Here is a 22,740-nt window from a genome sequence, read left to right as displayed (position 1 = left end):
GCCCGCAGGGGGAGTGAGACGTTGGTCAAGATCGCGTTCCTGCTGCTCCTCGTCGGGCTCGGCTGGGCGGCGGCCGACCTCGGCGACGTCACGGGCCTGGAGCATTCGGGCGCCTACCTGCTGCTGAGCAGCCTGCTGCTGGCGGTGGGGCTGTACGGCAGCACGCACGGCATCGACCGCACCGAGGCCCGCCAGCACGGGAAGCTGATCCTGCTCGCGGTGACCGTCGGCGTGCTGCTGAAGGCGGCCTTCATCGCCGGCGTGATGTATCTCGTCACCGGCGACCCGCGGGCGATGATCCTCGCGATCGCCGTGGCCCAGATCGACCCGCTGTCGGTCGCCGCGGTGATGGCCGACAACCGGTTGTCGTCACGCGCCAAGACCATTCTCGGGGCGTGGTCCTCGTTCGACGACCCCGTCACGGTGATCCTCGCGTTCTACGCCGTGTCGCTGACCAGGCCCGCCGAGGGCGGGCTCACCCTCTCCTACCTGGCCGACCTGGGGCTCAACGCGCTGTTCGCCGCCGCGGCGTACGGGGTCTGGCGGCTGATCAGGAAGGCTCCGCCGCTGCTGAGCTACCTGGCGGCGGCCACCGCGGTCGTCTCCGCGGCCTGGAGCTCCCTCATGCTGGGCGTGGCCACCGCCGGCCTCTACCTGCGGATGCCCGACTCGCGGTGGCTGGCGCGAGCGGTGACCGCGGCGTTCGCGCTGTCCGCGTTCCTGATGGGGCTGCTGCTGGTGGGCGGGGCGAACCTGATGAAGGGCATGCTGCTGGGCCTCGCCGCGTTCGCCGCGCAGATGCTCGCGGCGCTGGTGCTCACCCACGGGCTGCCCGTCACCGACCGTGTGCACCTCGGGCTGGCGCAGCAGAACGGGATCACGGCGGTGATCCTGGCCGTGGCGTTCGAGCGGGAGTTCGCCGGCTTCGTGGGGGTGATCGCCCCGGCGATCGTGACGGTCAACCTCATCTACGTCGTGGCCAACCGCATCGCCGACCGCTGGGGCCCGTTGCGTCCCCTGCCTTCGTCGCCGGAGTGATCCGGTGGCGCCCGCCGCGGCTCAACCGACGATCACGGGTTCCTCCGGAAGTTCGTAGCGGCGGGTGCGCTGTTTCAGCGCGAGCGCCGAGCCCAGCGTCAAGGGCCCGATGCGGCCGACGAACATCAGCAGGCTGAGCAGCACGTGCCCGGCCAGCGGGGTGCTCGCGGTGATGCCGGTGGACATCCCGTTGGTCGCGAACGCCGAGATCACCTCGAACAGCACCTGGTCCAGGCCGTGGGAGGTGATCGTGAGCATCAGCAAGGTCGAGACCATGACCAGGAAGACGCCCAGCAGGCTGATGGACAGCGCCTGGCGCTGGGTGGCGGCGGGCAGCCGGCGGTGGCCGATGTTGACCTGGCTCTCACCGCGCAGCTCGGCCCAGACCATGAACAGCACGAAGCCGAACGTGGTGACCTTGATGCCGCCCGCCGTGCCCGCGCTGCCGCCGCCGATGAACATCAGCACGTCGGTGACCAGCCACGACGACGGGTTCATCTGGCCGATGTCGAGGGTGTTAAACCCGCCGGAGCGCGGCATGACCGCGGCGAAGAAGGCCGACAGCAGCTTGGCGGAGTCGTCCAGCGGGCCCATCGTGCCGGGGTTGCGCCACTCGGCCGCGAGGAACGCGATCGTGCCCGCCGCGATCAGCAGGGCGCTGAGCCCGACGGTGACCCGGGTCAGCAGTGACCAGCGGCTGGGGCGCCGCCAGTGGCGCAGCAGGTCGAAGACGACCGGGTAGCCCAGCCCGCCGACGACGACGGCCACGGCGACGGTCAGGCAGATCCACGGATCGGCCACGAACCGCATCAGGTTGTCCGGCCACAGCGCGAAACCGGCGTTGTTGAACGCCGACACCGCGTGGAAGACGCCCAGGTAGGCCGCCCGGCCTGGCGGCTCGCCGTACCCGACGACGAAGCGGACGGTGAGCACGGCGGCCACGGCCGCCTCGCACACCAGGCTGAACAGCACCACCTTGCGCAGCACCTGGCGCAGGTCGGCGGCCACCACGGACTTCGTCTCCAGCTGCGCGCTCAGGCGGGCGCGCAACCCCACCCTGCCGGAGACGATGACCATGATCAGCGTGGCGAGCGTCATGATGCCCAGCCCGCCGACCTGGATGAGCAGCGCGATGACCACCTCGCCGAACACCGACCAGTGCGTGGGCGTGTCCACCACGACCAGGCCGGTCACGCAGACCGCGGAGGTGGCCGTGAACAGCGCGGTCAGCCAGTGCGAGGGCTCGCCGCCGGCGGTGGCCGCAGGGGTGGCCAGCAGCAACGTGCCGACCAGCACCGCCAGCCCGAAGCCGGTGGCGATCACCACGGCCGGATGCCGGCCGCGCCCCGGCACCGCCGGCCGGCGCGGCGTCATCCCGCCTCCCGGCCGCAAGGGCCGCCCGCCCCACCGCCGCTGTCACTCATGTGGAGCCTCCGTCGAGTCGCCCGGGCTGACGCGCCGACCTCACCCGCGGCACTCCGGGCCATACGCTAGCGCAGCCCGCGGCGGCGCCGCCAACAGAGGTCGGGCGCCCGCCACCTGGGCGTCTGCCCCTTCTGAGGCTTAGGGAGGGTTGTACGCGGATCATGGCGCCATGCCCATGACTTCCCGGCTCCGTTGCACTGTGCAATCATGGGGGCGACCCCGATCGCCGCACGTCCCGGGCGGGGACGTCGCGGATGCTGGGAGCGGAGGAGCGGCATGGGGAGCGAAGACCGGACCGGGTTCACCTGCGTCGTCACCCAGCGCGATGGAGCCGCCGTCCTGACGGTGACGGGCGACCTCGACATGACCTCGGCGCCCGAGTTCCGCCGTGGCCTGCTGCAGGCGATGTCACGCCGCACGCCGCCCTTCATCATCGCCGACCTGCGTGAGGTCGGCTTCTGCGACTCCTCGGGGCTGGGCGCGCTGATCTCGGCCGCCAACACCGCCGAGGCCGCGGGCGGCCGCCTCGTGCTGAGCGGGGTCCAGTCCCGCCTGGCCCGACTGCTCAAGGTGACCGGGCTGGACAAACGTTTCCAGTTCTGCGACCCGCCCGGCGGTCTCCTGGCCACGCTGACCCGGGTCCACAACGCCGGCACGGCGGTATGGAACTGACGGGGACGTCCCTCACCGTCCGCCGGTGAAGGCACACCGCCGCGGCGGTGGATCCCCGGAGGCGTCCTCGCTGACGCGAGCTCCACGTCGTGCGCGAGCACCGTGCCCGTGCCGTCGAGCCGGCAGGTCGCCGGGTAGCCGTACACGCCGAACGCCGTGGACAGGCTCTCCCCGCGGCGCTCGGTGAAGACGCGGGCGACGGGCCGCAGGGCGCCGGCCGGCTCCACGGTCTCCCCGGGCTCGCCGACGACGACGGCGATCACGTTGTCGTGCCGCGCGGCCAGCTCGATGAACCGGGGCAGCCGCACGGCGCACACGGGACCGGTCGCGGAGAAGAAGCCCACCAGCCCGGCGCCGAGGTCCTGCCTGGACATCTTCGCGCCGTCGACGTCGGCCGCCACGAAGTCACCCGGCGCGCCGCCCACCGGCAACATCACCGGCGGGCGGGCGTCGGCCGCCCGGATGGGCTCCGCCGGAGCGAACAGCACGGCGATGTCCTCGAACCGCAGCGCGGCCACGGCGCAGATCACGGCCGCCGCACCGGCGAGCCCTCCCCCACCGCCCCGGCACTCGCGTCCGCGCCCCCGAACAGCCCGGACAGCGCCACCGCCGCCAGAACCGTGTTGCGGACGATGTGCGGGTTCCCGATCGGCAGCCCGCCGGGCACGGCGCTCCACGACGAGCCGCCGAGCCTTCTCGCCGGCCCCGCCCCGAAGCAGTCGCAGGGCACGGCGAGCCCTCGCCGCCGCGTCACCAGGGCGACCCCGGCGAACACGGCCAGCACCGCCGCCGCGAGAGCCAGCCCGGCCGCGCGCCACGGGGTGAGCAGCAGGACCGCCGTGACGAGCTCCGCACCCGCCTTTGTGCCCGCCACTGTGCCCGTCACGGTGCCCGCCCACCGGTCCGGGAGCAGCCGCAACGCGCGCACGGAGGCGGCGAAGCCGCGGAACGCCTCCGCGCCGGAGACCTTCGCCAGCGACGAGACCGCGAAGACGACCACGAGCAGCACCGGCGGAAAGACCCGGAGGAACTCCCCCATCCTCACCCCCGGCCCGTCGGCGTCGCCATCGGCACACCCTGCACCTGGCCGTTGGCGTCCGGTTGGTCCTTTCCTGGCGCGCCTGGACGGCCGCGCCCTACCGGAGCGCGATCAGGTCGGCGTACCCGGGGTTCCACAGGTCCTCGGCCCCGTCGGGCAGGAGCAGCACCCGGTCGGGCCGCAGCGCCTCGACGGCCTCGGGGTCGTGCGTGACCATCACCACGGCCCCCCGGTACGCCCCGACCGCCGCCAGCACCTCGGCCTTGGACGCCGGGTCGAGGTTGTTGGTCGGCTCGTCGAGCAGCAGCACGTTGGCCCGCGAGCTGACCAGCCCGGCCAGCGCCAGCCGGGTCTTCTCCCCGCCCGACAACACTCCGACCGGTTTGTCGACGTCGTCGCCGCCGAACAGGAACGACCCGAGCACCGTCCTGGCCTCGCCGCCGGTGAGGTGCGGGGCGACGCCGGCCAGATGTTGCCCGACGGTGTGCGCCGGGTCCAGGGTGTCGTGCTCCTGGGCGAAGTAGCCGAGCCTGAGCCCGTGGCCGGGCACGACCCGGCCGGCGCTGGGACGTTCGTGCCCGGCCAGCAGCTTCAGCAGCGTCGTCTTGCCGGCGCCGTTGAGCCCCAGCACCACGAGCCTGCTCCCCCGGTCGATGGCCAGGTCGATCCCCGGCAACACCGGCACCGTGCCGTAGGACTTGGTCAGGCTGATCGCGCCGAGCGGCATCCGGCCGCAGGGCGCGGGCTCGGGCAGCCGGATGCGCGCCACCTTCTCGTCCCGCCGTACGGGCTGCGTCTGGGCGAGCATGCGGTCGGCGCGGCGGGCCATGTCCCTGGCGCGCACGGCGGTGGCCGACCTGGCGCGCATGCGCCCGGCCTGGGCGTGCAGCGCGGCGGCCTTGCGCTCGGCGGCGGCCCGCAGCCGGGCCCTGCGCCGGTCGTCGGCCTCGCGGTCGGCCAGGTAGGTGTGCCAGCCGGTGTTGTGCACGTCGAGCGCGGCCCGGTCGCCGTCCACGTGCCAGATCCGGTTGGCCACGTCGGCCAGCAGCCCGGTGTCGTGGCTGATCACGACCAGGCCGCCCGGGTAGCCGGCCAGGAAGGAGCGCAGCCAGGCGATGGAGTCGCCGTCCAGGTGGTTGGTCGGCTCGTCGAGCAGCAGGACGCCCTGCTCGGCGAAGAGCGCGCGGGCCAGCTCGACCCGGCGGCGCTGCCCGCCGGACAGGGTGCCGACCGGCCGGGCGAGGGCCTGGTCGGGCAGGCCGAGCCCGGCGGCGACCCTCGCGGCCTCGGCCTCCGCCGCGTAGCCGCCGCGGACCTGGAACTCGGCCTCCGCACGGGCGTAGCGGGCCATCGCCCGCTCGTCCGCGGCGTCTGCGAGAGCGCTCTCGGCGGACCGCAGGGCGCGTACGGCCTGGTCGAGCCCGCGGACCGAGAGGATGCGGCCGAGGACGGCGGTGTCCGGATCGGCGGCGGCGGGGTCCTGCGGGAGGTGGACGACCGGGCCCGAGCGGGTGACGGAGCCGGCCGCGGGCTGCGCCTGGCCGGCGAGGATCTTCATGAGGGTGGTCTTGCCGGCGCCGTTGCGGCCGACCAGGCCGACGCGGTCGCCGGGGGCGACGTGGGCGGTGACGCCCGACAGCAGGAGGCGGGCGCCGACGCGCACGTCGACACCACGGAAGGTGATCATGGGATGACGCTCCGGATAAGCTCAAGGACACACAGGTGACGCGGAAGCGGGTGTCCTGGCTAAGAGATCCGGGGCGTAGACATGCGGCCAGTGTACCGGCCGCTTCGCGAACCTTCCTCCCCTTTACCGCCGGGCCCGCGCGGCACGCCGGTCCTGTTACGCGGACGAGGCATTGACGTTTCTGGAAGCAGGGCCGATGATGCTCTGCAAGCCGATGTCAACGTTGACATATGTCAACGTTGACACTCGCACTCCCCGAGATGGAAGGCCCTGATGTCATGAGACGGCTCGCCCGCGGCTTAACGTCCCTCATCGCGCTCACCGGCATGGTCGTCGCCGCGGCTCCGGCCGCCGCCCAGGCCCCCGAGCACCCCGAGTTCCCCTACCAGCCGACCACGTACACCGAGCCGTACCGGGGCCAGTTCCACTTCAGCTCGCGGGGCGGCTGGATGAACGATCCGAACGGGCTCCTCCACTACAAGGGCACCTACCACTTCTTCTACCAGCACAACCCGCACGGTCTCGGCTGGGACACCATGCACTGGGGCCACGCCACCAGCACCGACCTGGTCCACTGGACCCAGAAGCCGATCGCCCTCGAACCCGGCGTGCACCCCGGCGACCTGTGGTCAGGGGCAGGAGTCGTCGACGCGGCCAACACCTCCGGCCTGCGCGAGGGAGCCGAGGACCCGCTCGTCGTCTTCTCCGGCACCAACGGCGTCTCGGTCTTCTACAGCACCGACGCGGGCCGCACCTTCAAGGCGTACGACAACGGGCGCAAGGTCGTGACCATGCCCGGCACCAGCCGCGACCCCAAGGTGTTGTGGCACGCCGCCACCAAGCGGTGGGTGATGCTGGTCTGGTCCGACGCGGGCGGCAACGGCGTCAACATCTACTCCTCCCCCGACCTGCTCGACTGGACGTTCCAGAGCAGGTACGCGGCCGACTGGCTGTTCGAGTGCCCCGACTTCTTCGCCCTCCCCGTCGACGGGGACAGGCGCAGGACGAAGTGGGTGCTCACCGACGCGAGCGGCGAGTACGTCGTCGGCGACTTCGACGGCACGGCCTTCACCACCGGCTGGGACAGGCCGCAGCGCATGGACCACGGCACCAACCACGCCGGCGGCTCCTTCTACGCCGGGCAGGTCTTCAACGACATGCCCGACGACAGGGTGGTGCAGATGGCCTGGATGGGCGGCAACCAGGGCGCGACCTGGACGGGCAACGCCAGCTTCCCCACCGTGCTCGGCCTGCGCACGACCGGCGACGGCGTCCGCGTCACCCGGCAGCCCATCAAGGAGCTGGAGAAGCTGCGTTACCGGACCTCCTCGTGGCACGGCCGCGGGCTCACCCCGGCGTCGGCCGCGAAGCTGCTGCGGGACCAGTCCCTCGACACGTACGAGGTGGAGGCCGAGTTCGACGTGAGAGGCGCCACCGCCAAGCGGTTCGGGTTCAAGCTGGACGTACGGCCGGGCGGCGACGCCGGGAGCGAGGTCCTCTACGACACGGCGGCCCGCACGCTCATGGGCGCTCCCCTGGAACCCTCCCGCGGCCGGGTCACGATGCGGCTCCTGGTGGACCGGGGGCAGCTGGAGGTGTTCGGCAACGACGGCCTGGCCTCGATCACCAGGAACGTGGCCTTCGATCCGCGCGCCGACAGCAGGGGCGTGGCGCTGCACGTCGAGGGCGGCGGTGTCAGGCTCGTCTCGCTCCGCATCCACGAGCTCGCCCCCGCGTGGGGCATGGGCGAGCCGACGCTGGAGCACAACCTGCCCGGCCAGTGGCGGGTGGTCAGCGGGTCGTGGACCGACGTGGCGGCCGGCAAGCAGGGCTCGGCCGGCGGCGACGCGTTCTACCTCAGCGACCACACCGGGTCGGACTTCACCTACGAGGGCGACGTGCGGCTGGTCGACGGCACCGCGGCGGCGCTCACGTTCCGGGCCGACCCGCGGGCGGGGAGGCACTACACGGCCAACGTCGACAGCAAGGCGGGCGTGGTGAAGTTGTGGCGGCCCGGCCGCGACATCGCCACGTACAGGGCGCCCATCAAGGCGGGTCAGACCTACCATCTGAAGGTCGTGACGCGGGGGCAGAACATCAAGGTCTATCTGGACGATCGTGCCGAGCCCGTCATCGACGCGCAGGACGACCAGTACGCGAGCGGCCACTTCGGGCTCAACGTCTTCGACGGCACGGCCCAGTTCCAGAACATCCGGGTGAGCTGACCACGAAAGGCCACGGCTCCAGGGCTGCGAGGCAGCCCGCCACCTCCGCGAACTTGGCATCGAGTCCCCGGCCCACCGTGCCGAGGTCCCGGTGCGTCCGGGGTCACGGGCTCGGCCTCGTCACTTCCAGGACAGCAGGCGGTTCTTGAACTTCGGATGCTTGGTCTCCCAGTAACGCCAGCCCTCCACCCGGGAGGGGACGTTCGCGATGCCGGTGCCGACCTCGACGTGGCGGCACGTGCCGAGCACTCGCCAGGCCGACCAGCCGACGCGGTAGCCGAAGACGCGGTACCACATGTTGCCGTACTTGCCTTTGGTGATCTCCCGGGTGTATTCGTGCCCGGTGAAGACCATGTGCCGCTCCTCCAGGTGAGGAAGCCCCATCTTGCGCAGGGCTCTGACCACCTCGGTGACGTGGAAGCGCGAGGGGTCCTCGGGGGTACGTGTGGAGGTGACGTCGATCCTCCTCTCCCGCTCGGTCTCGAGGAAGGCGAGCACCTCGTGCTCGCGCGTGACGGACACCGTCATCGAACCGCCGGGGCCGTCGATGAAGCGGGTGCGCGGCACGAAGAAGTTGCGCGGCGAGAGGCGCTTGACCCTGAAGAACGTGTGCGGGCTGCACCGTCCGTGGTGGTCGCGGTGACGGAACTTGCGGAGGCGGTCGTCGTCGTCCTTCGCGAGCGCCGCCGGGGCCATGGTGACGACCAGGGCCATGGTCAAGGTGCCGTGCACTGTCGATTTCGTCATACGCCGCAGCGAATGTCCCATTCTGGACCGGGCGGACATAGCTGTTTTCTCGGTTCGGGGAATAAGCGTGAACATGTACCGTTCCTTTCGGAATGCGACCCGTGGCCGCGACTGTCGGCCGGGCAAGCCAACGAGATCGGTACGATGCTTACAGTTGCCGCGACCTGCGCAACAACGCCACGCCGCGCCCGAAGTCCCAGCACCGGGAAAGAACTAGTGAAAAAAAGTCAATATCGACTCATCAGCTCGATACGGGCACTCCACGCAACCCTACTCAAGACAAGTCGACATGGCACGAAATAACGGACATTCGCCTCTATATGTTAGGCGCGACAAGAAAACGCGAGAAACTGTGATAACGCTTGATAACTGCGATCGCACGGAAACACGAAAGGGCCGCGAGCGGATCGGACGCTCCGCTCGCGGCCCGCGGCGGCGCTAGGCCGCCGTGGACAACATGTTGTGCGGGTCGAGCACGTACTTGCGCGCGGCACCCTCGTCGAACTCGTGGTAACCCTGCGGCGCCTGGTCCAGCGAGATGGGCGTGGCGTTGACCGCCTTCGCGATCTGCACCCGGTCGTGCAGGATCGCCATCATCAGCTCTCGGTTGTACTTCATGACCGGGCACTGGCCGGTGACGAAGCTGTGCGACTTGGCCCAGCCGAGACCGATCTTGATCGACAACGATCCGTGCTTGGCGGCCTCGTCGGCCGCACCAGGGTCTCCGGTCACGTACAGGCCGGGGATGCCCAGCGCACCGCCCGCCCGCGTGACGTCCATGAGCGTGTTGAGCACCGTGGCCGGATGCTCCTCCTCCGACTCGCGCCCATGGCCGCGGGCCTCGAAACCCACGGCGTCGACGGCGCAGTCGACCTCCGGCGCGCCGAGGATCTGCTCGATCTGGTCCTTGGGCTCGCCGGCGGACACGTCGATGGTCTCGCAGCCGAAGCTGCGCGCCTGGTCCAGGCGCTCCTTGTTCAGGTCGCCGACGAACACCACGGCGGCGCCGAGCAGGAACGCCGACGCGGCGGCGGCCAGCCCCACCGGGCCGGCGCCGGCGATGTAGACGGTGGATCCCGGGCCCACGCCCGCGCTCACGCAACCGTGGAAACCCGTCGGGAAGATGTCCGCGAGCATGGCCAGGTCAAGGATCTTGGCCATGGCCTGGTCCTTGTCCGGGAACTTGAGCAGGTTCCAGTCCGCGTAGGGAACCAGCGCGTACTCCGCCTGTCCTCCGACCCAGCCGCCCATGTCGACGTAGCCGTACGCCGACCCGGGACGGTCGGGGTTGACGTTCTCGCAGACGCCCGTCTTGCGCTCCTTGCAGTTGCGGCAGCGCCCGCAGGAGATGTTGAACGGCACGGACACGAGGTCGCCGGTCTTGATGAACTCGACGTCCGGCCCGGTCTCCACGACCTCGCCGGTGATCTCGTGGCCCAGCACGAGGCCCGGAGGAGCCGTGGTGCGGCCGCGGACCATGTGCTGGTCGCTGCCGCAGATGTTGGTCGCGACGGTCTTCAGGATCGCGGCGTGCGGCAGTTTGCGCCCCACGTTGCCCTGGTTCACCCCCGGACCGTCCTTGAGCTCGAACTCGGGGTAGTCGGTCTCGTGTACCTCGACCTTGCCTGGACCTTCGTAGACGACGGCTTTGTTGCCAGGCATGACGTTCCTTCCCTCGCGCAGTGGAGTGACGGTCTTCTCGGAGAGAGGGCATCACCTCCAGCCGCCGCGGCTGTGCCGCGATCTGCGGAATTCATACCTCAATGCCCGATTCTACCCGTCGCGACGGGAGTCACCCAGGAGCCGGACAGGGCCGGCCTCGGCGGCACGGGCGGGCCGCCGGTTTCGCCGAGCCGGCACGCATGCCTTTTCCCACTGTCTGGGCTATGGTCGGCCTTATGACGGGACCGTGGAGAACACCACGCGGGCCCATCGCGTTCACCAGCGTGATGGGCCTGGTCCTGCTGTCCCTGTTGCTGGTCGGATCCACCTACAACTGGCACGGCGGCGGCCGTGCGTACCAACCCGGCCTCGGCGCCACGCAGACGTGGACACCGGAGGCATGGGACGCGCAGCTGTCGAGCATGCCGCCGCAGACGGCGACCGGCGAGCGGCAGGTGCTGCCGTTGTGGCCGCCCCTGCGCGGTGAACGCCGCCACGAGGCCGGCCGGCTCGCGATGTCGCCCGCGTCCGGGCTCGACCCGGGCGGGATCCGCGATCCCCAGCAACTCGCGCACCGCACCGCCGGGTCGCGCAGCCCGCCGCTGATCTAGCGCTCCTCTTCTCCTGCCGCTCGCGCGGCGCCAGGCCCGGTCACGCATGCCCGGGCCCGCTCGCGAGCGCTCCTTCGGCCACCCCGGAGGTGTGCCGTTTCCCGCAAGCAAGGAGCCGAACATCGACATGGCCGACGTCAGATCAGTCCACACGCACCTGCAGCACTACGAGCGGCACCTGGCGCGGCTGGAAGAACTCCGTGAGCTGCTGCAGGACCAGCTCGCGGCCGCCCTGTCCCGCCCCCGGCCGGCGGATGCCACCCCTGGCGTCACGGCCGATCCGCGCACGTCCGAGATCGAGGCCGCGCTCGACCGCATGGACCGGGGCATCTACGGCACGTGCCGGTGCTGCGGGACTTTCATCGCCTACGAACAGCTCCTGCGGAGGCCGTACCGGAGCATCTGCGACCGGTGCGCGCTCCAGAGAGGACATCAGCATGACTGACACCAACGGAACGACCCACCTCAGCAGCGTGCAGGCCGAGACGCTGCGTCAGGAGCTCCAGGAGCAACTGTCCCGGCGCAGCAACCAGCTGACCGGTCTGCAGGCGGCGGCGCGCGAGGGCAGTGGTGCCGACGACACGTGGCAGGAACTGCTCGTCAACATCGCCGCCGCCGACCGTGCCATCGCCGAGCTCGGCCAGGCCCTGGAACGACTGTCCGAGGGCACCTACGGGCGCTGCTCGCACTGCGAGGCGGGCATCCCGTTCGAGCGGCTCAAGATCCGGCCGCTGGCCCGCTACTGCATCGGCTGCCAGCGTCGGCACGAAGCCGCCTGACGGCGCCGGGCCGGGAAGAGCGGAGTCAGCCCCGCTCTTCCCGGCGCGACCATCGGGGCGCCGGCCGGCCGTACGGTTCGGCGCGCGGGAAGTACGCGTGCCACGCGCCCGGCCGGGCCCCTGGCAGCCGCCCCTTCTCCCATTCCAGGAGGAACGGCGCGGGAACCGGCCGGCCCTTGTCGACGGCCACCACCCGCTTGCCCGCGTCCTGGGCGTCGCGCACGGCGGACGGCGTCTCGTCGCCGCGCGGCCAGTCCAGCACGGTGTGCCCGTCGCAGCCCAGCCGGTAGGCGATGATCACCGCGTGCTCGCCGTACACCAGGCACGGGCCGTGCACACCGGCGGCCCGCAGGGCGCCGGCCACCTCGACGTCGGCCTGCCGCTTGGTCACCCGAAGGGCAACGACCTTGTCGAGCGTGAGCCCCTGCATCGTGAACTGGGCGAGCAGACCGGCGGCGACGAGGCCGAACCCGGCCCGCCGCGACCTCTCCAGCGCCCAGACCGCACCGTACGCGATGGGCAGGGCCAGCAGCGCGTACGCGGGAAGCAGGAACCGGGGCGCCGCGTAACCGACGAGGAAAACGTACGGCACGGCCAGCGCCAGCCCGGTGGCGGCAGGCAGCGCGCACTCGGCCAGGAGGGCCGAGCGCCGAGCCGCGTACAGGCCGAGCAGGACGAGGACCGGGATCGTGCTCCACCACACCAGCCAGGGCAGTACGACGGGCCCGCAGTGGGCGGGCGGCCGGCACAGCAGCGGCCCGTTGAGTGCCCGGGCGTGCTCGTACAGGGAGACGTGCAGGCCCGTCTCGTTCGCCGCGCCTGCGGCCTGCCAGCGTGCGGCGAGCCCGCCGAAGCGCACGTACGCCTCCACGATCCAGTCGGCCCAGCCCGCGGCCAGGCCCGTTCCGAGCGCGATCACGGCCTTGACCCGCCGCCGGCCTGGTGTGATCAGCAGCGCCACAGCCAGCGGAAGGGCGAGCCAGACGCTGTCCGGCGGGCGCAGCAGCCCCACCGCGGCCACACTCGCCGCCAGCCCCAGCAGCGGGCCGAGCCCGCCATCTTGGCGCAGGCAGCGCACGCACCACCCGGTCGCCGCGACCGCCGAGAACGCCACCCACAGGTTCGGCATGGCCTCGTTGCCGTAGAACAGCGACGACCACAAGGACGCGAACAGCAGGGCCGCCATCGGCACGACCGGTCCTGGGCGCACCCGCAGCCAGGTGCCGAACGACACGGCCAGCGCCAGCGCCGACAGCACGCACAGGTAGATTCGCAACGCCTCCGTCGACGACGTGACCAGCACGAGAGGGGCGACGATCAGGGTGATGCCGCGGGCGCGCGGCGCGATGAACTCAGCCGCGGGCACACGCGGGTCGACCTGGCTGACGTAGACGACCTCGTCCCAGCCCAGCCCCATTCCCGGGCCGACCAGGAGCAGTTGGGCGATCCCGTAGGAGGCGGCCACCAGAACGAGCAGCACGCGCCACGGGTCGGCGCGCGGCCGTGAACGCAACGATGAACTCACCGGCATGTTCTTAGCGCGCGACGCGGGCGCGGGACGGCCGTAACGGCAGGACTTTTCCGAACGTATGCCCGCCGGTGACGCTCACCCTCGATGGGCGCGCATGTCGAGGTGGAGATGCGAGCGGTGCAACCGCCGCGTCCGCAGCAGCCGCCTGATGTCCCCGGCGGACTGGTGGCTGAGCTGCCAGTGGAAATAGTTCACGTACTCGGCCACCGCCAGCAGGTAGAACAGGAACCCCGGCGCCGACCCGAACCCCGGAGCCTCGCGCGCCACGGACACCGCGAGGATGACGAGCCCGGCGATCAGGCCGGCCTCGCACAACCGGCGCAACCACCCGAAGGCGCCGATGAACGGCGGCTCCGGCAGCCGCGCGCGCAGTTGCCGCACCTTGATCGCCCAGTAGCCGCCGCCGATCAGCAGGTGCACGGCCACCAGGACGAACCCCGTCACGTTGACCGCGTTCAGCGGCGCGGGCAGGAGCACGAACGCCACCACGCCGAAGATCACGATGTTCACCGGCTCGAGCACCGCCAGGTTGCGCAAGCGGCGTACGAGCATGGTGCGGGGGATGCTCCTGGACGTCACCCTTGAGAGGATGCCTCACGCCGCCACGCGGCGCATCACCGGCCGGTCGCTCCAACGGCCGCTCTAGCGGTCGCGGGCCGCCTCGACCAGCGGTGTGTCCACGAGGTGCTCGATGAGGAACCACGTCTGCAGCTCTCCCGTGCGGATGACGTCGGAGACGAGCAGGTCGTTGGTGCCGTCGTCGCCCATCTCGGCGGCGCGGGCGGCCGCGTCGTGCGCCGCCACCAGGATCGCCTCGTGCGCCTCGATCAGCCGCGACAACATCGCGGGCACCTCCTCCGCGCCGTCCGGCGGGCGCGGGATGACGGTGATCTCGGAGACGTGCCGCGGATCGCCGACGGCCACGCCGCCGAGGGTCTGCACCCGCTCGGCGAGCGCGTCGACGAGCTCGAGCTGCTCCGCGGCATGCTTGTCGAGCAGCAGGTGGAGCTGGTAGAAGGTCGGGCCGCGCATCAGCCAGTGGTGCTTCTTGTACAGGCTGTAGAGGATCTGGGTGTCCGCGAGCACCTGGTTGAGGCGCTGGCAGGAGTACATCCGCGCTTCGTACGTGAGCCCGAGCGGGAACATGCGGACCGTGCCGAACTCCTGGATCTCCACGCCGTCCTGGTGAATCCACGGCTGGCTGGACCCTTTCCGGCGAGACTTGGCGGTGCGTTTGATGGTGGCCACGGTCCGATCCTTCCTGTACGGGTCACGTCGGACCGAACATTCCCCTGGACCAGGGCGTACGAGCACCACGTTCGCCCATCAATCGGAAAAGACCCGTGCGCCCGCTACAGCAGGTCGCCGGCGCCGGAGCGGGTGAGCTCGGCGAACGCGTCGTCGACGGAGTCCACCTGGTCCAGGGCGCCCAGCTCCAGGCGCTGCGCCCCGCCGCCACCCGCGACGATCATGCGCCCGCCCGACGCCCGTGCGTGCCGGTCGGCCGAGCGCAGCGTCTCGCGCCCCGAGTCGTCGGTCTCGGTGAGGCCCTCGACGTTCACGATGAACAGCGGCGGTATCCGGGCGACCAGCACCTTGACGAGGTATTGCTGGAGGACGAGCGATGCCACCCCGGCGAGGCGGCCCTTCAGGTGCAGGAGCGCGATGCGGCCGTGGCGGTCGAACCCGATGTCGAAGTCAGGATGAGCCCCGTAGGCGCCTGGTTCCATCGGGTTCATGGCATCCGTCCAGGTGGGGGGAGCGTGTTGTGCGAGCCCACCCTAGCAGTCCGTTGCTTCGCGCAACGGACTGTCGCCGCATTCCGGCCCAACGCCTCGCGCCTTTTCGGCCCGCCACCTGAACGCTTCTCGCGGACGCCGCGTATCCCGTAGTGACCCGGCGCAGCCCATGCAGGGCCCGAGCCCTGAAACCCAGAGGGGATGACGGCACATGCGACTCCGACGCAGCCGTCCGGTTATCGTCGTCTGCGGCCTGGCCGCGATGGTCCCGCTCGGCGCGTGCGCCCCGTCGTTCCCCGCGCAGAGCGCCGGCCTGCCTGATGTCGCCGCCGTGCAGACCACCGCCCCGCTGCCGACGGACACGGCGTTCCCCGAGGAGACGCAGGACGCCGCGGAGACCCCCAAGGCGGATCAGGAGGGCGATTCGGGCATGTGGCTCACCAAGTGGGGGCCGCTGTCGGAGACGGACCGCTCGCTGATCAAGAAGGTCCGGCTCGCCACCCTGTGGGAGATGGTCATCGCCCAGGAGGCCGTCCAGAAGGCGAGCACGGCCAAGGTCCGCAAGATCAGCTCCGAGATCGCGTCGCAGCACCACGAGCTCGACGAGGCGGCACGCGACCTCGCGACCAAGCTGAACGTGGAGCTGCCCGTCAGGCCCACCGACGACCAGCAGAGCTGGATGTCCGACATTTCCGGGCGCACGGGGATCGACTACGACACCACGTACGTGAAATGGCTGCGCCTGGCCCATGGCCAGATCTTCGGCCTCATCGGCACGGTCCGCGGCAGCACGCAGAACACCCTGGTCAGGGCGTTCTCCGAGCAGTGCAACGCGGCCGTGCTCAACCACCAGCGCCTGCTCGAGAGCACCGGACTCACCACGCCGGAGAGCTTCCCGACCCCGAGCGCCTGACGCCGGGCAGCCCCTGTCACAGCGACCCCTCCCTGGGCGACATGACCGGGCGGCCGTCCGGCACCAGGCCCAGCGAGATGGACAGCTGGCGCGCCGCCTCACCGACGGCGGCGCCGATCTCGTGCAGCCGGGCCGCCGTGTGCGTCCGGGTCACCGACACGCTGAGCGCCGCCGTGATCAGCCCCCGGTGATCGCGTACGGGCGCCGACACCCCGGCCTTGCTGTCCTCCAGCTCGACGTCCGTCACGGCGTAACCACATGACCGTACGTGGGCCAGGTCGGCCAGCCACTCCTCCGTGCCGCTGACCGCCGAGTCGAGCCCGGAGGGCAGGGTGGTGGCGCGCAGCAGCTCGCGTATCCGCTGGTCGTCCCAGTCGGCGACCAGGGAGCGGCCCGCGGCGGCCATGAGCAGCGGCACGGAGATGCCCTCCCAGACCCGGTGGTAGACCCGCGACGACGGCACCGACATCAGCGTCAGCACCAGGTTGCCGCGCAACACGCACAGGTAGGCGTCCTCGTCGAAGGCGGTGGCCAGGCCCCGCAGGTAGGGGGCGGCGACCTGGACCAGCCTGGCGTGCTGGGTGCGTGCGGCCAGCGCGAACAGCCGCCACCCGAGGCGGTAGCGCCGGGTGATCGGGTCGCGTTCGACCATGCCTTCGAGTTCGAGCGCGCGCAGCGCTCTGGACACCTGGCTCTTCTCCCGGCCCAGCCGCTGCGCGATCCAGCTGACACCGAACCCGTCGGCATCGCGGCCATCCCCGTGACCTGCGAGAAGTTCGAGGATCTCCATGTCCCGGCGTAGACCTGCCGAGGGCACCATCGGCTTGTCCGTCATCCCTATCCGTTCATAACAGAACCATTGCACTACTGTTGCGCTAGTTGCACCTAGTTTTGCGCTCACCGCAACTAATCGCATACGTTTGCGAACCCATGCAAGCGTAAAGGAAGCCGGTACCCCCATGAATTTCAGCGAGTACGTGGTCTCACGCTGGGACACCCTCTCGCTGGCTGCAGCCGAGCACGCCCTCGTCGTGGGGATCGCCATAGCGATCGCCACCGTGGCCGGCGTCGGGATCGGGCTCCTCGCCTATGACGCCCCGAAAGTGCGGAGCACCTCGGTGGCGATCTCCGCCGGGATCCTGACGGTCCCGTCGCTCGCGCTGCTCACCCTCCTCATCCCCATCGTCGGACTGGGCTGGGGATCCACGCTGGTCTCGCTGACCGCCTACGCGTTCCTGCCGATCATTCGCAACACCGTCACCGGGATGCGCGGCCTCGACGCGGCCACCGTCGAGGCGGGCCGCGGGATGGGCCTGAGCCGCACCCGGCTGCTGCTGCGGGTCCAGCTTCCGCTGGCCTGGCCGCTGATCCTGACCGGCGTGCGCATCTCGACGCAGATGCTGATCGGGATCGCCGCCATCGCCGCCGTCGTCGACGGCCCTGGCCTGGGCACGCAGATCTTCGAGGGCCTGTCCAGGCTCGGCTCGGTGAACTCGCTCAACGCCACCCTCGCGGGAACGCTGGGCATCGTGGTCATCGCCATCCTGTTCGACCTGTTCTTCTTCGCCGTTCGCTACATCACCACCCCGAGGGGGCTTCGTGTTCGACCGTGACACCGAAGGCGTGCGCATCGAGCTGCGCTCGCTGACCAAGCACTATCCGGGCCAGCCCGCCCCAGCGGTCGACAACGTCACCCTCGACATCCCGGCCGGCGAGCTGGTCGTCTTCGTCGGCCCCTCGGGCTGCGGCAAGACGACCACCATGAAGATGATCAACCGCCTGGTCGAGCCGACGTCCGGCGAGATCCGCATCGGCGGGCAGGACGTGCTGAGCCTCGACCCCGACCAGCTGCGCCGCCACATCGGGTACGCCATCCAGCAGGTGGGCCTGTTCCCCCACCAGACCATCGCGCAGAACATCGGGCTGGTCCCCAACCTGCTCGGCTGGACGGCCGACCGGATCTCCGCCCGCGTCGACGAGCTGCTGTCGCTGGTGAACCTGGAGCCGTCGGCCTTCCGCGACCGCTACCCCCGCCAGCTCTCCGGAGGCCAGCAGCAGCGCGTGGGCGTGGCCAGGGCGCTGGCCGCCGACCCGCCCGTGATGCTCATGGACGAGCCGTTCGGCGCCACCGACCCCATCACGCGCGAGCACCTGCAGAACGAGTTCGTCAAACTGCAGAAGCAGCTGCGCAAGACGATCATTTTCGTCACGCACGACTTCGAGGAGGCCATCAAGCTGGGCGACCGCATCGCCGTGCTGCGCGAGGGATCGCACATCGCGCAGTACGACACGCCCGCCGCCATCCTCGCCGACCCCGCCGACGACTACGTCGCGAGCTTCATCGGGCAGGACGCCACGCTCAAGCGGCTCGCGCTGATGCGCGTGTCGGACGTGCCCGCCACGGGCTCGCCGGCCGGCCCGGGCCTGCCGCGGGTGTCCGCCGACGCCAGCCTCCGCGAGGCGCTGGACACCATGATCGCCCATGGGGCCGACAGCTGCGCCACACCGGCCGGGGTGCTCACCTACTCCGCCCTGTGCGAGGCCGTGGGCACCCGGTCCGGCGCGCAGGAAGACGTGGTGTCCAGTGACCGCTGAGACCCTGGCCGTCGGGCGGTCCCGGAAGCTCGGCCGTACGTTCGGCGCGCGCCACCTGTTCACGCCCGTCGCCCTCTGCGCCGTCCTGGTCGCCCTGTACGCCTGGGTCAGCACGCTCGAACTCGACTCGATCGAGCAGCGCAGCCTCAACCAGGCGGTGATCCTGGCCAAGGCCGTCGAGCACATCCAGATGACGGTGGCCGCCACCACGCTCGTGGTGATCATCGCGATCCCGCTGGGCATCGCCGCCTCGCGGTCGAGGAACCGGCTGATCACCCCGATCATCCTCACCGTGGGCAACCTGGGCCAGGCGGTCCCGTCCATCGGCCTGCTCGTTCTGGCCACGTTCCTCATGGGCGTCGGCTTCCAGACCGCGCTGGTCGGCCTCGTCGCCTACGCCGTGCTGCCCGTCCTGCGCAACACCATGGTCGGGGTCCAGCAGGTCGACCCGGCGCTCATCGAGGCCGCCCGCGGCATGGGCATGACCAGGGGCCAGATCCTGCGCCGGGTCGAGCTCAAGCTGGCCGTGCCCGCCATCCTGGCCGGCCTGCGCACCGCGCTGGTGCTGACCGTGGGCGTCGCCACGCTCGGCGCCTTCGTCGCCGCCGGCGGCTTCGGCGAGCTGATCGTCAACGGCCTCAAGCTCAACCGCATGCCCGTGACCATCGTCGGAGGCGTGCTCACCGCGTGCATCGCCTTCTTCATCGACTGGCTCGGCGGGCTCGCCGAGGACCTGCTCAAGCCACGCGGCATGTGACCACGCTTTCGGTAATCACCCGATCACATAGCAAGAAGGTGCTTCGAATGTTCTCCCGCCCGCTTCGACGGACGTTCACCCTGCTCGCAGCCGCCGCACTCTCGATCACGACCCTGAGCGCCTGCGGTTCCTCCGACGCCGTCGAGGCCGGCAGCGCGGGCGACGAGCTCAAGGGGACCAAGTACATCGTCGGTTCCAAGGACTTCACCGAGAACATCGTCCTCGGCAAGATCGCCGTGCACCTGCTCAAGGCGCACGGGGCCGAGATCGTCGACAAGACCAACCTCGGCGGTACGGTGCCCAACCGCAAGGCCCTGGAGTCCAAAGAGATCGACATGTACTGGGACTACTCCGGCACGGGCTGGATCGAGTTCCTGAAGAACACCAAGCCGATCCAGGACTCCGCCGAGCAGTTCAAGGCCACCGCGGAGGCCGACCTCCAGAAGAACAAGATCCACTGGATCGGCCCCACCCCGCTGAACAACACCTACGCCCTGGCCATCCGCTCCGAGAAGGCCAAGGAGCTGGGCGTCAAGACGGTCTCCGACGTGGCCGAGCTGGCCAAGACCAACCCCAAGGAAGTCACGATCTGCATCGAGACGGAGTTCTCGACCCGTGACGACGGGCTGCCCGGCCTGAGCAAGGCGTACGACATGACCATCCCCAAGGACAACATCTCCCTGCTCGACACCGGCGTCGTCTACACCGAGACCGACAAGGGCGAGACCTGCAACTTCGGCGAGGTGTTCACCACCGACGGCCGCATCGCCGCTCTCGACCTCACCGTGCTGGAGGACGACAAGAAGTTCTTCCCGATCTACAACGCGGCCATGACCCTGCGGGAGGAGACCTACCAGAAGAACCCGGCGATCGAGAAGGTGCTCCAGCCCGTGATCGCCAAGCTGGACGACGCGACCATGCAGCAGCTCAACGCGCAGGTCGACGTCGAGGGCATGGAGCCGGGCAAGGTCGCCGCCGACTGGCTGGACAAGCAGGGTTTCCTCGGCAGCGCGGCCTGACCCCCTGATCGCGCGGTCCGTCACCTGGGGTCCATCAGGTGACGGACCGCCGGACCCGGCGCTCGCCCAGGTTGCGGGCCCGTCGGGCCGGGTGGCACGTGGCGTGCCCGCTCAGGCGTCGGGCCAGCCGAGCGGGTGACTGCCGGCTCCCAGGGCCGGCGCCGCCGGCTCGCCGCCCGCCTCGTTGAAGGCCGTCATCGCCGAGACCAGCGCCTGGCGCTCCGCCGGCGACATGCGCGAGACGATCGCCGCGATCTCGTCCCGGCGGCGGGCTGTCACCTGGCCCACGATGCGCCTGCCCTCATCGGTCAGGCGCATCAGGCTCTCCCGCCGGTTCATCGGATTGACCTCGCGGACCACCAGTCCCGCGGCGGCGAGCCGGTCGGCCATCCGCATGGCGGTGGAGGAATTGACGTCGAGCAGCTCCGCCATGGTGACGAGTTTGGTCTCGCCGTGTCCCGAGAGCACCACGAGCATCCGGAACTGCGGCAACGTCACCCGGTCGGCGACGGCGCCGAGCGAGCGCGCCGCGATCGCGACCAGCAGCCGCGAGCCCGCCAGCACCGCCGAGATGACAGCGGCCTGATCCTCACCGTTCATCTGGGCGGATTGACGCTCTGGCATAGAACTGTTCTACACGGTCGAGGCCGTGGATCCGCAGGGCGACCCGGCTGCCGATTCCGTGGATCCGCAGGTCGCGTGATCGCGGGCCGGCCTCGACAACCACGGCGCGCCACGCGCGCGGGGACGGATCCCGGAACTCCGCCCGCGGTGACAGCGGAGTCACTAATGTTGCATACTGCAAGAATGTGGAGAGCCACGTTGGGAGTCCCTCAGGTGCATGTGCCCCCTCTCCAGACCGGCCGCCGTTCCCGTCATGTGGAGACGGCCTGAGACATGGCGATGTCCAGAGACGAGCGGCGAGCGCTCGCGGAGATCGAGGAGCGGCTGGCGCACGAGGATCCCGTGCTCGACAAGCTGCTGGCGGGGCCGCGCGGCAAGGGCGTCGAGCCCGATCCGCCCCGCGGGCTCGACGCCCTGAGCACTCCGGCGGTCGTGTTGTGGGCGCTGGCCGCGGCCACCAGCGTCGTCCTGGTGCTCGCGGTGGCCATCCTGCTGTCCTACCAGGACTGGTCGGGCACGCTGCGGCCGTCTCCGACCGCGATCCCCTTCAACGGCCCCTTCCCCGGCCCCGGCGCCACCGAGCTCAACGACCAGATGAGCTGACGCCGCTCCAGTGAGCGGCGGTGGAGGCGCGTTCGACCAGGTCGGGCTGGTAGACGACCTGGCGATGTTCGTGACCGGCCGGCTGGTTGGCCTCCTCCAGCAGCATCAGCGCGGCGGTGTGGCCGAGTTGCTCGCGCGGCTGCCGGATCGACGACAGCGGCACGGCAGCCGCGGCGGCGAAGTCGATGTCGTCATAGCCGAGGATCGCCACGTCGGCCGGCACCCGCAGGCCCCGCTGGGTCATCTCCTGCAACGCCCCGATCGCGACCAGGTCGTTGGCGCAGAAGAGCGCGGTGGGGCGTTCGTCGGGAGGGAGCCCGGCGATCTCCGCGCCGGCCGTGCGCCCGGTGACCACCGTGAGGTCGGGCAGCGGGATGACGGTCAGCGCGTCGGCCGGGCCCAGCACGCTCGCCAGACCGTGGTGCCGCTCGCGCACCTGGCGGACGGTGAACGGCCCGCCGGCGAAGGCGATGCGGTGATGCCCCCGCTCGCGCAGGTGCAGCCCGGCCAGGCGCCCGCCGAGCACGTCGTCCACGGCGACGGCACAGCCGTGGCTGTGCGGGGCGGAGCTGTCGAAGCGCACCACCGGGATGCCGCGGGAGAGGAGCCGGCTCAACCGCTCCTCCTCGCCGCTGTCGTTGACCGGCGTGATCAGCACGCCCAGCGGTCGCTGCTCCTCGAACGTCTGCAGCAGCCCCGCCTCGCGGGCGGCGTCCTTGTTGCTGTTGAAGACCATGACGTTGACGTCGAGCGGCTGTGCCGCGGTCTCCACGCCCCTGAGCACGTCGATGAAGAACGGGTTGGCCAGATCGAGGGCGACGACGCCGAGGGTCCGGCTGCGACCGGCCCGTAACTGCCGGGCGGAGCCGTTGCGGACGTAGCCGAGCCTGGCGATCGCCGCCTGCACCCGCAGCCGCGTCTCGGGGGCCACCATCTCGGGCCGGTTGAGCACGTTGCTCACGGTGCCGACGGAGACCCCGGCGAGCCGGGCGACCTCTTTGATGCTCGACATCGTTCCTCGTGTCCGGTGGTCACCGCTGATCCTACCGCTTCTTCGCACGGTTGTTCCTGGAC

The 22,740-nt window shown here is 70.7% G+C and carries 24 protein-coding genes; 12 read left to right on the top strand and 12 right to left on the bottom strand.

Annotated elements, in window-relative coordinates:
- Nucleotides 1-21: 21 nt before the first annotated feature.
- Nucleotides 22-1,038, top strand: a complete 1,017-nt coding sequence (locus ACTWPV_RS04195) for a hypothetical protein (protein ID WP_347642180.1) — start codon at nucleotides 22-24, stop codon at nucleotides 1,036-1,038.
- Nucleotides 1,039-1,059: 21 nt separating this feature from the next.
- On the opposite strand, the gene ACTWPV_RS04190 is transcribed toward ACTWPV_RS04195, so the two are convergent.
- Entirely contained in the window at nucleotides 1,060-2,412 is a 1,353-nt protein-coding gene (locus tag ACTWPV_RS04190) for a TrkH family potassium uptake protein (RefSeq protein WP_443150651.1), read from the bottom strand.
- Between the two features lie 258 nt (nucleotides 2,413-2,670).
- Between ACTWPV_RS04190 and ACTWPV_RS04185 the strand changes: the two genes are divergently transcribed.
- Complete coding sequence (locus ACTWPV_RS04185; RefSeq protein WP_443150650.1) at nucleotides 2,671-3,135, top strand: STAS domain-containing protein; 465 nt, start codon at nucleotides 2,671-2,673, stop codon at nucleotides 3,133-3,135.
- Nucleotides 3,136-3,661: 526 nt separating this feature from the next.
- On the opposite strand, the gene ACTWPV_RS04180 is transcribed toward ACTWPV_RS04185, so the two are convergent.
- Together ACTWPV_RS04180 and ACTWPV_RS04175 are read right to left on the bottom strand one after the other, a co-directional pair.
- On the bottom strand, nucleotides 3,662-4,174 hold the full coding sequence (locus ACTWPV_RS04180) for a MauE/DoxX family redox-associated membrane protein (protein WP_443150649.1): 513 nt from the start codon (nucleotides 4,172-4,174) through the stop codon (nucleotides 3,662-3,664).
- A gap of 97 nt (nucleotides 4,175-4,271) precedes the next feature.
- On the bottom strand, nucleotides 4,272-5,861 hold the full coding sequence (locus tag ACTWPV_RS04175) for an ABC-F family ATP-binding cassette domain-containing protein (protein WP_443150648.1): 1,590 nt from the start codon (nucleotides 5,859-5,861) through the stop codon (nucleotides 4,272-4,274).
- A 278-nt stretch (nucleotides 5,862-6,139) separates the two neighbouring features.
- On the opposite strand from ACTWPV_RS04175, the gene ACTWPV_RS04170 reads away from it, so the two are divergent.
- The gene (locus tag ACTWPV_RS04170) at nucleotides 6,140-8,086 is read left to right on the top strand and encodes a GH32 C-terminal domain-containing protein (RefSeq protein WP_443150647.1); all 1,947 of its coding nucleotides are present in this window, start codon (nucleotides 6,140-6,142) and stop codon (nucleotides 8,084-8,086) included.
- 120 nt (nucleotides 8,087-8,206) lie between these two features.
- On the opposite strand, the gene ACTWPV_RS04165 is transcribed toward ACTWPV_RS04170, so the two are convergent.
- Both ACTWPV_RS04165 and fdhA read right to left on the bottom strand, forming a co-directional pair.
- On the bottom strand, nucleotides 8,207-8,833 hold the full coding sequence (locus tag ACTWPV_RS04165; protein WP_347642174.1) for a hypothetical protein: 627 nt from the start codon (nucleotides 8,831-8,833) through the stop codon (nucleotides 8,207-8,209).
- A gap of 438 nt (nucleotides 8,834-9,271) precedes the next feature.
- Nucleotides 9,272-10,495, bottom strand: a complete 1,224-nt coding sequence (gene fdhA / locus ACTWPV_RS04160; protein ID WP_443150646.1) for a formaldehyde dehydrogenase, glutathione-independent — start codon at nucleotides 10,493-10,495, stop codon at nucleotides 9,272-9,274.
- A gap of 236 nt (nucleotides 10,496-10,731) precedes the next feature.
- Between fdhA and ACTWPV_RS04155 the strand changes: the two genes are divergently transcribed.
- The 3 genes from ACTWPV_RS04155 to ACTWPV_RS04145 all read left to right on the top strand — a co-directional run bounded on the left by ACTWPV_RS04155 (nucleotide 10,732) and on the right by ACTWPV_RS04145 (nucleotide 11,885).
- Nucleotides 10,732-11,106 (top strand): hypothetical protein, encoded by a 375-nt coding sequence (locus ACTWPV_RS04155; RefSeq protein ID WP_347642172.1) that lies wholly within the window; start codon nucleotides 10,732-10,734, stop codon nucleotides 11,104-11,106.
- 91 nt (nucleotides 11,107-11,197) lie between these two features.
- Nucleotides 11,198-11,551, top strand: coding sequence for a TraR/DksA family transcriptional regulator (locus ACTWPV_RS04150; RefSeq protein WP_443150645.1), 354 nt, complete (start codon nucleotides 11,198-11,200; stop codon nucleotides 11,549-11,551).
- Entirely contained in the window at nucleotides 11,544-11,885 is a 342-nt protein-coding gene (locus ACTWPV_RS04145; protein WP_347642170.1) for a TraR/DksA family transcriptional regulator, read from the top strand. The genes ACTWPV_RS04150 and ACTWPV_RS04145 overlap by 8 nt, the downstream gene beginning before the upstream one ends.
- A 25-nt stretch (nucleotides 11,886-11,910) precedes the next feature.
- On the opposite strand, the gene ACTWPV_RS04140 is transcribed toward ACTWPV_RS04145, so the two are convergent.
- The 4 genes from ACTWPV_RS04140 to ACTWPV_RS04125 form a co-directional block, all read right to left on the bottom strand.
- Nucleotides 11,911-13,410, bottom strand: a complete 1,500-nt coding sequence (locus ACTWPV_RS04140; RefSeq protein WP_443150644.1) for a hypothetical protein — start codon at nucleotides 13,408-13,410, stop codon at nucleotides 11,911-11,913.
- 81 nt (nucleotides 13,411-13,491) lie between these two features.
- Nucleotides 13,492-13,995, bottom strand: coding sequence for a hypothetical protein (locus tag ACTWPV_RS04135; RefSeq protein WP_443150643.1), 504 nt, complete (start codon nucleotides 13,993-13,995; stop codon nucleotides 13,492-13,494).
- Between the two features lie 63 nt (nucleotides 13,996-14,058).
- Complete coding sequence (locus tag ACTWPV_RS04130; protein WP_347642167.1) at nucleotides 14,059-14,664, bottom strand: Dps family protein; 606 nt, start codon at nucleotides 14,662-14,664, stop codon at nucleotides 14,059-14,061.
- Between the two features lie 104 nt (nucleotides 14,665-14,768).
- Nucleotides 14,769-15,146 carry a hypothetical protein gene (locus ACTWPV_RS04125; protein ID WP_347642166.1) on the bottom strand — a complete coding sequence of 126 codons (378 nt, stop codon included), beginning with the start codon at nucleotides 15,144-15,146 and terminating at the stop codon, nucleotides 14,769-14,771.
- 220 nt (nucleotides 15,147-15,366) lie between these two features.
- Here ACTWPV_RS04125 and ACTWPV_RS04120 point away from each other — a divergent pair, with 220 nt between their 5' ends.
- The gene (locus ACTWPV_RS04120) at nucleotides 15,367-16,068 is read left to right on the top strand and encodes a DUF4142 domain-containing protein (RefSeq protein ID WP_443150642.1); all 702 of its coding nucleotides are present in this window, start codon (nucleotides 15,367-15,369) and stop codon (nucleotides 16,066-16,068) included.
- Between the two features lie 16 nt (nucleotides 16,069-16,084).
- Here ACTWPV_RS04120 and ACTWPV_RS04115 read toward each other — a convergent pair whose 3' ends face one another.
- Nucleotides 16,085-16,903, bottom strand: a complete 819-nt coding sequence (locus ACTWPV_RS04115; RefSeq protein ID WP_347642164.1) for an IclR family transcriptional regulator — start codon at nucleotides 16,901-16,903, stop codon at nucleotides 16,085-16,087.
- A 124-nt stretch (nucleotides 16,904-17,027) separates the two neighbouring features.
- Between ACTWPV_RS04115 and ACTWPV_RS04110 the strand changes: the two genes are divergently transcribed.
- The 4 genes from ACTWPV_RS04110 to ACTWPV_RS04095 are packed head-to-tail and all read left to right on the top strand — an operon-like array spanning nucleotide 17,028 to nucleotide 20,439.
- Nucleotides 17,028-17,681 carry an ABC transporter permease gene (locus ACTWPV_RS04110; protein ID WP_347642163.1) on the top strand — a complete coding sequence of 218 codons (654 nt, stop codon included), beginning with the start codon at nucleotides 17,028-17,030 and terminating at the stop codon, nucleotides 17,679-17,681.
- On the top strand, nucleotides 17,668-18,663 hold the full coding sequence (locus ACTWPV_RS04105; RefSeq protein ID WP_443150641.1) for an ABC transporter ATP-binding protein: 996 nt from the start codon (nucleotides 17,668-17,670) through the stop codon (nucleotides 18,661-18,663). Before ACTWPV_RS04110 ends, ACTWPV_RS04105 begins: the two co-directional genes overlap by 14 nt.
- Complete coding sequence (locus tag ACTWPV_RS04100) at nucleotides 18,653-19,420, top strand: ABC transporter permease (protein ID WP_347642162.1); 768 nt, start codon at nucleotides 18,653-18,655, stop codon at nucleotides 19,418-19,420. The genes ACTWPV_RS04105 and ACTWPV_RS04100 overlap by 11 nt, the downstream gene beginning before the upstream one ends.
- A gap of 47 nt (nucleotides 19,421-19,467) precedes the next feature.
- Nucleotides 19,468-20,439, top strand: coding sequence for a glycine betaine ABC transporter substrate-binding protein (locus tag ACTWPV_RS04095; protein WP_347642161.1), 972 nt, complete (start codon nucleotides 19,468-19,470; stop codon nucleotides 20,437-20,439).
- A 111-nt stretch (nucleotides 20,440-20,550) separates the two neighbouring features.
- On the opposite strand, the gene ACTWPV_RS04090 is transcribed toward ACTWPV_RS04095, so the two are convergent.
- Nucleotides 20,551-21,039 (bottom strand): MarR family winged helix-turn-helix transcriptional regulator, encoded by a 489-nt coding sequence (locus ACTWPV_RS04090; protein ID WP_443150640.1) that lies wholly within the window; start codon nucleotides 21,037-21,039, stop codon nucleotides 20,551-20,553.
- 297 nt (nucleotides 21,040-21,336) lie between these two features.
- On the opposite strand from ACTWPV_RS04090, the gene ACTWPV_RS04085 reads away from it, so the two are divergent.
- Nucleotides 21,337-21,666 (top strand): DUF3040 domain-containing protein, encoded by a 330-nt coding sequence (locus ACTWPV_RS04085; protein ID WP_347622585.1) that lies wholly within the window; start codon nucleotides 21,337-21,339, stop codon nucleotides 21,664-21,666.
- On the opposite strand, the gene ACTWPV_RS04080 is transcribed toward ACTWPV_RS04085, so the two are convergent.
- The gene (locus ACTWPV_RS04080; RefSeq protein WP_443150639.1) at nucleotides 21,647-22,678 is read right to left on the bottom strand and encodes a LacI family DNA-binding transcriptional regulator; all 1,032 of its coding nucleotides are present in this window, start codon (nucleotides 22,676-22,678) and stop codon (nucleotides 21,647-21,649) included. The two genes, ACTWPV_RS04085 and ACTWPV_RS04080, sit on opposite strands and share 20 nt — an antisense overlap.
- Nucleotides 22,679-22,740: the final 62 nt, after the last annotated feature.

This window comes from Nonomuraea sp. KM88 (genome assembly GCF_052245635.1).
In the GTDB taxonomy this organism is placed as follows: Bacteria; Actinomycetota; Actinomycetes; order Streptosporangiales; family Streptosporangiaceae; genus Nonomuraea.
This window is presented reverse-complemented; position numbering and strand designations above follow the sequence as displayed.